Origin of the sequence: Paenibacillus sp. FSL P4-0127 (assembly GCF_038007325.1) — a bacterium.
GTDB classification, from domain to species: Bacteria; Bacillota; Bacilli; order Paenibacillales; family Paenibacillaceae; genus Fontibacillus; species Fontibacillus macerans.
The window spans coordinates 5,021,730-5,034,856 of record NZ_JBBOWY010000001.1; the positions used below are offsets into that span (position 1 = coordinate 5,021,730).

The 13,127-nt window shown below is 50.4% G+C and carries 9 protein-coding genes; 1 reads left to right on the forward strand and 8 read right to left on the reverse strand.

What is annotated here, in order from left to right:
• Positions 1-145: 145 nt before the first annotated feature.
• Together NYE74_RS22625 and NYE74_RS22630 are read right to left on the reverse strand one after the other, a co-directional pair.
• Positions 146-1,702 carry a response regulator transcription factor gene (locus NYE74_RS22625; protein ID WP_341005183.1) on the reverse strand — a complete coding sequence of 519 codons (1,557 nt, stop codon included), beginning with the start codon at positions 1,700-1,702 and terminating at the stop codon, positions 146-148.
• A complete protein-coding gene (locus NYE74_RS22630) occupies positions 1,680-3,482 on the reverse strand; it encodes a sensor histidine kinase (protein ID WP_036623842.1) in 1,803 nt (600 codons plus the stop codon). Before NYE74_RS22630 ends, NYE74_RS22625 begins: the two co-directional genes overlap by 23 nt.
• 590 nt (positions 3,483-4,072) lie before the next feature.
• On the opposite strand from NYE74_RS22630, the gene NYE74_RS22635 reads away from it, so the two are divergent.
• A complete protein-coding gene (locus NYE74_RS22635; protein WP_341005184.1) occupies positions 4,073-4,975 on the forward strand; it encodes an IS1595 family transposase in 903 nt (300 codons plus the stop codon).
• A 424-nt stretch (positions 4,976-5,399) separates the two neighbouring features.
• On the opposite strand, the gene NYE74_RS22640 is transcribed toward NYE74_RS22635, so the two are convergent.
• From NYE74_RS22640 to NYE74_RS22665, 6 genes are all read right to left on the reverse strand, one after another.
• On the reverse strand, positions 5,400-6,944 hold the full coding sequence (locus tag NYE74_RS22640; RefSeq protein WP_036623843.1) for an alpha-L-rhamnosidase-related protein: 1,545 nt from the start codon (positions 6,942-6,944) through the stop codon (positions 5,400-5,402).
• 42 nt (positions 6,945-6,986) lie between these two features.
• The gene (locus NYE74_RS22645; RefSeq protein ID WP_036628346.1) at positions 6,987-7,817 is read right to left on the reverse strand and encodes a carbohydrate ABC transporter permease; all 831 of its coding nucleotides are present in this window, start codon (positions 7,815-7,817) and stop codon (positions 6,987-6,989) included.
• A gap of 2 nt (positions 7,818-7,819) precedes the next feature.
• Positions 7,820-8,683: a carbohydrate ABC transporter permease gene (locus tag NYE74_RS22650; protein WP_413773851.1), complete on the reverse strand. Its 864-nt coding sequence runs from the start codon at positions 8,681-8,683 to the stop codon at positions 7,820-7,822.
• Between the two features lie 11 nt (positions 8,684-8,694).
• Positions 8,695-10,038 carry an ABC transporter substrate-binding protein gene (locus NYE74_RS22655; protein ID WP_341005185.1) on the reverse strand — a complete coding sequence of 448 codons (1,344 nt, stop codon included), beginning with the start codon at positions 10,036-10,038 and terminating at the stop codon, positions 8,695-8,697.
• A gap of 139 nt (positions 10,039-10,177) precedes the next feature.
• The gene (locus NYE74_RS22660; protein WP_341005186.1) at positions 10,178-10,975 is read right to left on the reverse strand and encodes a response regulator transcription factor; all 798 of its coding nucleotides are present in this window, start codon (positions 10,973-10,975) and stop codon (positions 10,178-10,180) included.
• Positions 10,968-12,740: a sensor histidine kinase gene (locus NYE74_RS22665; RefSeq protein ID WP_341005187.1), complete on the reverse strand. Its 1,773-nt coding sequence runs from the start codon at positions 12,738-12,740 to the stop codon at positions 10,968-10,970. The genes NYE74_RS22660 and NYE74_RS22665 overlap by 8 nt, the downstream gene beginning before the upstream one ends.
• Positions 12,741-13,127: the final 387 nt, after the last annotated feature.

Sequence of the window (13,127 nt, forward strand, 5' to 3'; positions counted from 1 at the left end):
CTGCCGGTTTGGCTTTTTAGTGTTATCGCTTTCATCTATTGATTCCCCCCCTCTCTGCTATCATCCTAATGCAAATGCCGGTTTTGAAACATATCGCGGATTTCGCACAATTTCATTCTAAAATCTACAATGTTTTCAGAAACAATCATGATTTATCATTTTTCTGATACGAGGAGGGCGATCGCCCCGCTATCTTTTTAAATTTGTTGTGAAAATAATTCACATTGGAATATCCTACCTTCTCAGCCACCTCATATACCTTCATCCCCTGCGCCAGCAGTTCCTTCGCTTTTTCGACCCGAACTCTGTCGAGATAAGCGTTGAAGTATTCCCCCGTGTAGTTTTTAAAAAGCTGGCCCAGGTAAGATCTGCTGTAATTAAACAATCCCGCCAGCATTTCCAGCCTCAGATTTTCGTGGTGATGGCGGTCTATGAAATCGAGCATGCGCTTCATTTCGTTGTCCCGGCTGGTATAATCCGCGCAGCGGGCCAATCTTTCCATAACTGCGGCCACATAGCCGACAAGATCCCGGATATAGCGCTGACCGTAAATGCCCGCCAGGAATTGGGCCGGTTCCCCTAGATAACCGGATTCCGACCAGAGGCGAGGGGGGATCTTTCGAATCGTTTCATTGGCTAAATAAAAGAACCGCTCGCGAATCTCCGTTTCTCCCTTCCCTGTAATCGCCATTTGCGCGGCAACGCCGTCCAGAAAGGAATGGATCGCTTCCGCATGTCCGACGTCAACCAAATAATAGAGACGAAAGGCCGCCTCCTCTCCGTCCGGCAAGGATGCATCGGCAGCGACGGAGGCCGCCGTCCGGTAGCTTTCCGGAGTCCCCAATGTCAGCAGTTTCCCCTTGTCAAAGAAAAAGCTGCGCTCCAGCAGGGAACGCGCGGTACGGAACGAATTTGTGATCTCCGGCAGCGCCCGGACCGTTTCGCCCGCCGCTGCAGCCATCCGGGCGCGAATTTCTCCGGACAACAGCTGCAGGTCTCTGTACAGCTCGGCCCGGCCGAGGTCTCCTGCCGGAGGTTTGCCCAGAAGCAGAACGGTATAAGGAGCAAAATAGAGAACAACGCCTTGGCCATCCGAGGCATATGATGCCGCCAACCGATCGCGGAAGCTGCGAATTCGCTCATCCTCCTCCGGATGCAGACCCGGAAAAGCGATCAATACAACTTGATACGTCATCCAATTGATTCCAAGCGATTCAGCCAATTCATCCAAGGAAACGCTTCCCCAATCATGCGAGCTTGACAGCAGGGAATACACCGCCCATTCCCGGGAATGGACCTCCTGCTGCCCCCTCTTCTCCTGCAGTTTTGCGGAAAGCTGACCGTGAATCTTTTGAAGCAGAGCAGCCAACTCTTCTTTGTTCACCGGCTTGAGCAGATATGCTTCAACACCGTATTGGAGCGCCCGGCGGGCGTACTCGAAGTCGGCGTAACCGCTGAGCACGATTGCATGAACGTCCCAGCCTCGACGGCGGATTTCTTGAAGCAGCTGCAGCCCGTCCATGCCGGGCATACGGATATCGACCAGCAGTACATCGGGGGTCTGCTCCCCAAGAACACGGAGTGCCTCGTTTCCGCCCGCCGCCATTCCCATAATTTCGAATCCCAGCTCCCGCCACGGGATCAAGGTTTGCAGCCCAAGGCGCAGTTTCGGTTCATCATCAACAATCATCACTGAGAACATTCGGTTCCTTCCCCCTAGGTATGCAAAATGTAATTCGGGTACCTTCTCCCTCCTTGCTTTCAATCGAAAGTCCCGAACCTTTGCCGTAGGTAAGCTGCAGGCGATCATGCACGTTGCGGAGCCCGATCCGCCGTCCGGCTTCCTCCGGTTCCATCAGCTGCCTTTGCAAGGACTGCATCTTCAAAGGAGAGATTCCGGCCCCGTGATCGCGAATCTCTACGAACACTTCGCCCTCTCCGCCAAATTCCGTTCGGATGGTGATCAGCGTCGGGCCCTCCTCCTTCCGCTCCAACCCGTGAAGAATCGAGTTTTCAACGAGCGGTTGGATGATCAGAGGCGGCAGTTCGATCTCTTCGGTGCCCGGCGCAATCTCCAGTTTATATTGAAGCCGGTCCTCATACCGGAACTTTTGCAGCTCCAGGTAGCAAAGCACCATATTGAGCTCCTCGGAAAGCCGGATTTTGCCGCTGCCGACCTCCAGACTATGGCGGATCAAGCTGCTAAGCTGCCAGACCGCTTGCGCCAGATCCTCCTCCCCCCGAAGATGCGCTTCCATCCGGATCGATTCGAGGGTATTGAAGAGGAAGTGGGGGTTGATCTGGCTTGCAAGCATTTTAAACTTGATCTCGTTTTGCTTTTGTTCCAGCAACCGCTTCTGCCGGTTGCTCTCTTCCACTTCGCGCATCAACTGGCTTACCCGATGGACAAGAGCGTTGAATTGCCTGGAGAGCTGTCCGATCTCATCCTTTCCGTCCAGATCAAGATAGGTATTCCAGGATCCGGCGCCAACTCTGGACATATGCTTGCTTAACCGCAGCAGCCGGCTCGTTATGAGAGACGCCGAGGCATGGACCAGCAGCACCGCAACAACCAGGCAACCTCCTATAACCAAAGTGGCCAGCCGGATCACCCCGTTCGCCTCCCGAACGATATCCGACACCGTAAACACAGAAATGACCCGCAGCCCATTCCAACTGCTCTCCGGGATCAGACTGGCGATAACGACTTTGGACGGCTTTCCGTCCATGACGACATCGAAGCTGCCGTCTCTTTGCGTCAGCATGCTGTCTCCGGCGTTCACTTCGCTGAGATTTTTGCCGTATAAATTCGGCCGGTTGGCCGCCACGATATTATTCCGGTCGTCCACAATCATGGTCGAAAACGATTCTTGAGCAAGGATGGAATTGAGCATTCCGGTATTGACATTGATGACCAGTACGCTTTCCTTGCGGGGCTCCTCCAGACTGATTTTTCGCACCAGACTTAAATAATACTTCTGGTCCCGCTCATCCTGGATATATACCCAGCCGGCAAGTCCCTTTTTACTAAGCGCCATCCGGTACCACTCGGCTTGCTCCGTCCGGGCGTCCGGCTGCATGAATTCCCAGTTATTCAGCATCGTCGGGTTGGGCGTGTAAAGCCGAATGGCTTTGATCTCTTTGTACAGCCGCATATAATCCCGTATGTCGGAGTATTGGCGGTATGTCTGAATAACCTCAATGTAGCTGCCATAGCTGCGGCTCGCCACGGATTTCATACGGCTGTCGTTTGAAAGGCGATAGGAGATGTCAAGCGGCACCTTGATAACCTCCTCCGTTCGCTTCCGCACGCGGTCTACATTATTCGCGGCCTGTTCGAAGGCATCCATGACCATAATTTCGCGCAACTTGCCCGTTAAATATATCCCGCTGGCCAGGAGCGGGAGCACCGCAACCGTAATAAAGGCGAGCGACAGCTTCTTCCTTAGCTTCATGTCGTTTAGTATTCTGACAAAGTTCATCTTCCGGCCTCCCCCAGTCTTCAGAAGTTCCCTAAAAAAGCCCATACCAACGACACCCGAAAAAGGGACCGGTATTAAATATCATTCGAAGAAAGCGAACCGGCATCGTCAGGACGTTTTTTTGTTATTCTATCCTTTAATTTGTTATGTAATTTGTTATATTTATACTAGAATAATGTACTCCCAACCGTCTATATTAGTCAATGTAATGCCGCATATCCAAAATTTTCGGATAAATATATTTATTTTTTTGTTATCTATATTGTTATTATTTGTTTGGTGAATTCTTTTCGAATTAAAAGGCTCTATTGATTCCAGGATGCCGGACTAAGGTAGCTGTCAATAGCGTTCGTGTCTTGGTGTCCCTGCCTGATACCTGCCTTTACACGATTATCCCTTTCGTTCATGGAGCAGAGAGCAGGGGGTGCTAGAGCAAAGGTTCCAAAGAAGAGAGAAGAAAAAACAAAAAAGATGAGGAAAAAATGAGACGGTTCAGGTGAGATTTTCAGCTTGATTAGAGAACACATGTTTGGTATAATGAAATAAATGGAACTTATGTTCGTGAATTCTTGATTCGGGGGCGGGCAAACATGGAGATCAATGCGGGAAAGGAACTTCAGCCATTCAACAGCCGTTTTAACAGCGAGCAGGACTGCATGGAGGCGCTGATCGCGATGAAGTGGCCAAACGGCTTCGTCTGCCCGCGCTGCGCTCACACCCGGTGCAGCCGTCTGACTTCCCGGCATATCCCTTTGTTCGAGTGCGGAAAATGCAAGCATCAAACATCGCCTTTGGTCGGTACGATTTTTGAAGGAACGCATCTCCCCCTGGTGAAGTGGTTCCAGGCCCTGGAGTTGTTCCTGCTGGAGGGCGGCATCTCGGCGCTGCGGCTGAGCAAGGTGATCCGGGTCACCTACAAGACCGCCTGGTCGATGCTGCACAAAATACGCCATGCCGTGGGGGAGTTCGATGCCCGGGAGCTGCTCTCTGGAGACGTGAAGGTGAACAGCGATCAGTATGGGCGTAATCCGTCCCGGTGTCAGCTTTCGCATCCGTACGCCTCGGCGGTCGTAGCGGGATGCACGGTCACGGAGTCGGGCGAGCTGGAACAGGTCAAAATCCGCCTGGTGCCGCATAAGCGGGGAGGCGAAAAGAGGGCGAACCGTCAAGATCTAACCACGTTCATCAATGGGCATGTGGATGTCCGTACATCGGCGGTACAGTTGTTCCCTCAGGCCTTTCGGCTGTATGCGCCCTTGCGGAGAGTGGTGAGAGAGGCGTGGGAATCGCTGAAGAGTACGTATGGAGCCTTGGGACTGAAGCATCTGCAGGCGTACCTGAACGAATACACCATACGCCGCCGGCTGCGCCTGCCCGAAGCGGAAGAAACGATCCGGCAGAAGTTGCTGCAGATGTGTGTGGCGATTCCGGCGATCCCTTACCGTAAGCTGATCGCGCGCCAACCGAACCAGCCCCTTACGGCTGTGGCCTGAAAGAAATCCTTGAATAGTACAGACGTTACTGCAAACGGATTCAGGCTCAGCAAGATCACGGTCTTTTGTTTTTCCCGGTACCTTGTCCCATCCCTCCCGTCAGGTCTGCTTCCCTTCCCCAAAACCTGACTAATGATCTCGAACATAACTGCTTCTCCCGAACATTTCTTCTCCTAGATATATCTGCTTCTCGCAAATATATCTCCTTCACCTGATTATCTTCTTCTCTGCTTCCTGATCAAACGGGATAATCGTGCAAAGCGTCAGGCCAATGGATGTTGATCTACCGACCAACCCATCAGCCTTCCGTTTCCTGAAGCTTTCAACCCTTCCGGCACTTCTTGCCACGATCGGTTGCCGGCTTGACTTTTAGGACCGGGATCGTCCATTTCTGGAATCCTGGGTCCTTCAAGCGGGAAATCATTCAAACAAAATATTTGCGGATAAAATAAGTGGGTGTGCAGCTCCATGCATGGCAATAGCTGTTGATGAGATTGCTTCCGTATGGGGATAGTTTTTTCTCCTGGGGGTTGTAAACCTCCCAGAATGTGTCGGCACCGTCTTTGACCATTTCCCCCCAATAAGCCCGCATTTGCTCCAGCGCTTTTTCTTTGTTTCCTGTGACAAGCAGCGCTTCAATCAAATGATGGTACATGTAAGGGGTGTTCGGCCTGATCGCCGGCGGCTTTTCAAACAGCCGGTTCATAAGCGCATCATTGTCTTTGGGTTCCAGAACCTCGGCCAATGCCATCCAGATTTGCGAGGCCCATGAGATTTGGCGGTCCCTCCCGCTGATAAAGAAACCATGACCCGGATCGTATAATTGCGTTACAGCCGCCTTGCTTAGTAAATGAATTCTCTCTACAATGAGTTCCGCTTCATTTTTGCGGCTAAGCTCGCGCGCCAGCACCATCGCCCGTTTGAGGCAATAAATAAATATGGCTTGCGCCGAGGCTTGTTTGTTCAGCTCCGGATGCCAATCCACGAAGCACCACCAGGACGGGTCGTCCGTGACAAGATCATCGGCTCCGACCTTAAGCCATGCCAGATCCAGCTGTTCAAGGGCAACCGGCCACAGCTCCTGCAACAGCTCCTTGTCCCCCGATGCCGCGTAATAGTCGTGCAGTACAGCGACAAAAAACAACGAATAATCAAACAACAGCGTGTCATCGACATGCGGTTCGGGATTTTCAAACAGGCAAGCGCCTACTTCCCCTTTATCCAGCGTCATACCGGCGAACAGATACAGGCATCTTTTAACCAGATCAAAGTTCCCGAAAGTTACATAGTTCGCCAGCGCTTGCAGCCGCAAATCGCCGATCCACAGCCGCCGGTCCCGTTTCGGACCATCCTCGAATACGGTTTGCATGCAATCCTGCAGCGTTTTGATCCCGATACGGTCCATCGTGGCCACATCTTTCGGCAAATCATCGGGCAGCGGCCTTAATCCTGCCGGATCAGCCGAGCTTACACTTGTACAATAAATCTTCTCAAACGCGGCCTTAAACTTTGGCGAAGTCTCCTGAACGATGACTTTCAAATACCGGAACGCGTAACGTCGCGGAAGCTTCAGTTCGCAAGGCAGCACGTCGATATTGATCACTTCGTCCTGCAGCCAGGACCGGCTGATCCAGCCGTTGTAATCGTCGAAATTTTCCGCGACCTCGCACGGCATTTCACCGAAGATCAATTTAAGTCGGAGCGGCGCGTCCTGCGGGCTGCCCGTCGCTTTTATTTTGAAGGTCACATAGCCCACCTGGTGATCTCCAAAATCGAGGATAAAGCTTTCGCCGCTATCAAACGGTTGATCCAAAACACGCTCATAGGAACCTAAAGATTCCTTCCTCCAACCTTGGAACGCTGCTTCATCCGGGTACACCGCAATAACTTCTTGCGGATAAACGCTTGTTTCCAACAGCTCTGGAATCAGATTTTGCGCCTTCTCAACCCATTCCTGACGTATTCCCACTTTCTATTCAACTCCTGTACCTTAATAGGAATAGCTTACAAATCAGCCCTTCACCGATCCAGAGACCATGCCGGAGACAATTTGTTTGTTAAATATTACAAACAGCAGCAGCATCGGGATCGTAATAATCAAAATGTCCGCAAACAACAGATTCCATTGGGACACAAATTGGCTCGTAAAATTGTACAACGTCAACTGAACGGTTGCATTGTCCGATCCGGGAAAGAAGTACAAGGGATTCGTAAAATCGTTAAAGATAAACACGGACTGTGTAATGATGATCGTGGCGGATACCGGCTTGAGCAGCGGCAGGATCATCTGGAAAAACAGCCGGTATTTGCCGCAGCCGTCGATGACGGCCGCCTCGTCGATTTCCCGGGGGATGCCGGCGATAAATCCTCTATACAGGATGACGCAAAACGGTAAGCCAAGCGCGACTTCGACCGCGACGATGCCGGCCATCGTTTTAAACAAGCCGACCAGGTCCAAGACCCAAATCGTCGGAACAATCGCCGGAGGAATTATAAGCCCCGAAAGCACAAGGAAATTGATGTAAGGACTCGCTTTGTCATTACGCCGCTGCAGGATAAAACCTACCATGGCGCAAATGATGACCAAAATAGCGATCGAAAGCACCGTCATCACCGTACTGTTGTAAAATGCCCGAAGCAGCATGTAATCTCTGGCCTGAACCACTTCCTTGATGTTCCCCCATAAATGAATCCGCGAAGGCCATTGCATGTTTAATAAAGAGGCTTCCTGCGAGTCCTTCATGGCGTTGACGATGACAAAATAGAGCGGAACCCAAAACAACACGATCGTGCCCAGCACCGCCAGTAGCTCAACCGTGAATTGTCCGGCTTTGCGTCTCATACTCATAGGCTTACCTCCTTCCTGTTAAGATACAGGCTAAGCGGGAAGGCGAGCAGAGACACGAACAGGAACAAAATGACGTTGCCTGCCGTGGCCAGACCGTAGAATCCACCCTGATATTGTTTGTAGATGATGGAGGCGATCACGTCCGTTGTAAACCCGGGGCCACCCTTCGTCATCGCCCAGATCAAATCAAAGGAACGCAAGCCGCCGATGAACGAAAGAATGATCACCGAGTTCATCGCAGGCCGGCTAAGCGGAACAATGATGTTCCAGAATTTATTCCAGGCGCTGCCGCCATCGATCTGCAGCGCCTCATAATACTCCTCCGGGATCGACAAGATCCCGGCGACAAAAATAACCGTGGCAAAACCTACGCCTTTCCAAACGTCGACGAACGCGACCGACAAAAGCGCGAGCTTCGTATTTCCGAGCCAGTCCGGTCCGGTGATGCCGATCGCCTGCAGGGCCTGATTAATCACGCCCTGGGTCGGATGCATCATCGTGCTGAAAGCCACGCCGACCGCGATCGTACTGACCAGCGTCGGAAAAAACAGCACGGATTGCAAATAGCCCTTGGTTTTGATTTTGGACGTAAGGAACGTTCCGAGCAGCAGCCCCAAAACCACTTTGGCAGCGCAAGTAACGAGCGCGTAAATCAGCGTATTTTTAAAACCGATGCTTAAAGACGATTCCTGAAAAAAAGTAACGAAATTTTCGAGTCCGATAAACTCCCAATCCGATAACGTCCAGCGTGTCAAACTAAAGAAAAAGGAAAGCGCGGTCGGTATAAGAAAAATAATGGTGTATACGATGGCTGCAGGCAACAAAAAGGTATAGGAATAGGTCTGTTTCCATAACTTCATCATGATTCGGTTTACCAGCCTTCTAATCCGAGCTGCTGGGCTTGTTTCTTGACATCCTTGTCATAGTTCTCCGCGCCCTGTTTGGCACTTGTGATGCCGGAGCCGACTTCAGCCGTAATTTGCGGCAGATTCGGGCCTTTGATCGGGCTTACAAATTCCAGTGCGGGAGCTGTCGTTTCCTCCGATTCAAAATAAGGCAGCATGTCCTTGACGACTTGAGCGACGCTGTCCGGTATTTCAATTCCTTTTACCGGCCACGGACCGGTAGGTTTTGAGGCATTCATCCATGCGGAGATGCCTTCCGGCGTCGTGAGGAATTCAAGGAACAGCTTGGCCTCCGCGGCGTGTTTGCTGTTTTTGTAAGCATAAGCCCCGCCCGGCATCCAGATCGTCAAACCGTTCGACTCCGCGGCATCTCCCGGCTGGGCAAAAAATCCGATGTCGCCGATTTGGTCCGGGAAGTTTTGCTCCAACGCCGGAACCGCAAAGGACAGCATCGGATAATGTGCCCCTTTTCCTTCGGCCAACATTTTCAGCCCCGCATCATAAGTGGTGGCCTGAAAATCTTTGTTCATAAATCCTTTTTCGTTCACTTCCGACAATTTCTCAAAGCTTCGCAAAGCGGCGGGAGTATCCGCGTATTTGGCCTTATTGGCTGTATAATTTTCGGCAAACGACGGATCTTGCTTTTGTACGTTGTAGTAATCGGCGAGCACGATTAACTGAGCCGTCCAACTGTCTTTGTACGATCCGATCACCGGAGTGATGCCCGCTTCCTTGATTTTTTCGTTGTTATCCATGAGCTGGGCCCAGGTTTTCGGAACGGACAAACCGAGATCGGCATAGATCTTTTTGTTATAGAACCAACCGCCCCCCATCGTGGAGCCCGCCGGAACGCCGTATACTTTTCCATTGACCGTTACCGTCGGCTTGTAGGACTCCATCACCTTGGCCATAAAAGGCTCGTTTGTCAAATCCGCAAAATTCTTTTCAGGAGCGAGCGATTGCAGCAAGGAACCGGAATTATAGAAAATGACATCATTTAAGTCCCCGGTGGCGATGCGCGTTTTCACCAGATTGTCGCCTTCGGAACCGCCGGGACGTGTCTCGTGTTCGACCGTAATGTAAGGATATTTTGCTTGAAACGCTGCGATCACCGCTTTGGCAGCGCTTACTTGTTCTTGCGTATTATCCGTCAGCAGCGAGATGGTTACAGTTTCCTTCGCAGCGTTTGTTCCGTTATTTCCGGAAGCAGCATGGTTTGCATCGTTTTGTTTATTTCCGCACGCGGCCATCAATCCGACCATGATCACGGCACAAAGCAATGCGGCGGCGATTCTTCTCGGCTTACCCATTGGGCCTTCCCCCTGAACAGTTATAGTTTTGTGTACAGAGCCCGGGTTCTCTGTTGCTTTTATTTTAAATTTGACTTGCCCTGCCAGGTACTGCTTCTTTTTATAGATTTCTGTCCGTTTTTTTTTTGGACGGAGCCTATTAATGATTGTTTCTCGCCTCTTGTTCCTCTTTAAATTGACCGGGAGTCACGCCGATATGCTTCTTGAAAATTTCCGAGAAATGCCGGTACGTATGATAACCGACGCGCTCGCTGACTTCATGGACTTTATATCCTTTCAGCAGCAGCTCTTTAGCCAGGTCCATGCGCAGCCGGGTCAAAAATTTGATATAGCTCTCCCCCATCTCCTCCTTAAATAGCGAGCTTAAATAAGCGGCATTCATGCCGACATATTCGGCCACTTCGTTTAAGGATAGATCTCCGGATGCGTTTTGTTCGATATAAGCTCTCGCTCTGTCGATCGCTCCCTGTTTGGCGTTGCCGTCGGCTTCGGCTCCCGCTCCGGATTTGGAAACGCTTCCTCTTTCCTCGACCTGTTTTCTTAACATCACCATTTCCAGATCCGCTTCGATTCGCGACAACACTCTTTGGATGGAGCTCTGGATGCTTTCCACGGTGACCGGTTTTTCCAGATAGTCGATCACCCCAAGCTTAAGCGCCCGCTTCACGTATTCAAATTCATTAAAACCGCTGAACACGATACAGTACGTATCAGGCGCTTCTGCCATAATCTCTTCAATCAGCTTTAGTCCATCCATACCGGGCATGCGGATATCGGTAAACACAATGTCCGGAGTTTGTTTGCGGACTATCTCCAGCGCGGACAAACCGTCCGAGGCCGTTCCGGCCAGCTCAAGACCAAAGCCGTTCCAATCGATCAGGTGCCGCAGCCCCTGGAGCACAATATATTCGTCATCAAAAATCACAACCTTATACATCGAGCTTCACCTCATTGCCGTTTTGTTGAATCCGCAGCTCAACCCGGGTCCCCGAGCCTGGCTTGCTGTCGATGATCAGTTCGCTCGCCTCGCCGTAAAACCGCTTAATCCGCTCCTTAACATTGCGCAGTCCGTAGCCTTGTTCCGTTTGCTCCATATCCTCGATCCCGACGCCGTCGTCTTCGATCACAAAGGTAAGAAACCCGCCTTCCATGGCCCCCTGAAGCGACACGGTGCCCTCTCCTACTTTCGGCTCCAGCCCGTGGTAAATAGCATTCTCAACCAACGGTTGCAGCAGCAGTTTCAAAATTTCCATGCTCTTGATCTGGCTGGGAACGTCTTCAATATATTTAAATCGATGATTGTATCTTATATTTTGGATGGTCATATAATGTTCGATGTGCTGAAGTTCTTTATAGACCGGAATCGTTTCTTTGCCTTTATTTAAGCTCAATTTAAAACTTTCGGACAAGGAAAAAGCCATCTGGGCAACATCTTGATTGTTCTGAATCGTAGCCATCCAATAAATCGAATCGAGCGTATTGTACAAAAAATGCGGCTTGATCTGCGCCTGCAGTGCTCGCAATTCGGCTTCCCGCTCCTTCAGCTCGGTATGGACGAGCCGCTCGCTAAGCTCTTCATTTTCGGAGGCCATCTTTTTAAACGTCTGCCCTATGGCCCCTATTTCATCATGCTCAAAAGTTTCGCCGAAATCCCGTTTCCCTTTGGTCCAGTCCAGCATCATTTTCTTTAACTGGAGCAACGGGCGCGTTATGCTGCCGGAGATAAAATAGGACAACACCAAAGCGACGAGCGCGATCATGGAAGAAATAATCGTCGTAACCGTTCCGATCTGCCGGGACTGCTTCAACAACTCGCTCAATTTAATGATATGGAGAAATGTCCAGCCCGTCGTTTCATTTTTGAAATCCACGACCATGTAACCTTGTTTTTCAAGCCGCGGATAAAGATCGTTTTTTCCCCCGGCTAGGCCATTGAGTTCGATATAGGAATTTCGCGGATAAATAACCTCCATGAGTTCCGAGGCTGAAGTTAATACGATGTATTCTCCGGCCTGTTTGTCCGTCTCCGTAAAAATGGAATCAAAGATCGATTTGGAAATATTGATGATGAGAATGCCGATCGGTTCACCGCTGATATTTTCGGAATCCCGGAACAGCTTGACCGTGGAGAAAGTATAAGACGTATCCCCTAATACGTTATCGGGAAAAAACTCGACTTGACCTTGGGATTCAACGGCCTTGGCGTACCATGGCGACAATTTGATCTTCTCTCCCTGGCCGTCTCCCTCATAAACCCCCAAATTATCGGAACGTCCTAAACAATGGGCCTTAAATTGCAGATCAACCAGACAAATCGAATCGACATACCGGGAGTTGATAAACAAATTGTTCACCATCTTTTGGAGTTGGCTTAAAATCTTCTCATGTCTGGCGCCGTCGCTCGCTTCATCCGGATTTTGACTCGCCCGCAGTTGGTCGCGGATTTCATCGTTCAAAATAACGGAGCGGTTCAAATTGACGATGTTGCGGAAGATGAGGTCGGCCGCCTCGCTGGATGACCTTAGGTGAACCTGGTCCGTTTTTTTATTCGTTTCCAGCAGCGTATCCTTCGCAATGTTGAAGGAAAGGTAGCCCAACAGAAACAGCGGCGGAATCGACAATACGATCATCGCGGCAAGAAAGCGGTTACGAATCTTTTTAAACCGGATTTTTGAATAGAACTGGTGCAGTTTCTCCTTCATCTGGATCGCCTCTTTCCTTCCGCTAAATCTATCTTATTGTATACGATATTGTGAAGAAGACTCAATGGAGGACAATTGCAAATTGCATCCCGAAATAAGCTTTAACAAATTTCAGCGATCTTGTGTGGACAAAGTGTATGGGTGCAATCGCTCCGAACAAGTAAATAAAGAAACCGCCCGGAACGAGTTCTGGGCGGCATACAAGACTTATATTTTACGTATAGGGCACAGGAGACGCAAATCTGGCTACGTCCAATCTCCTTGATGTACTCATGACCACGTTCCCTTTGACACCACCAATGTTAATGACGTGCTCCCTTACTATGTTGTAGAGATCACCAGACAGCTAGTGGCTATCTTGAAAAACAAGTATTGTACCGTGAATAA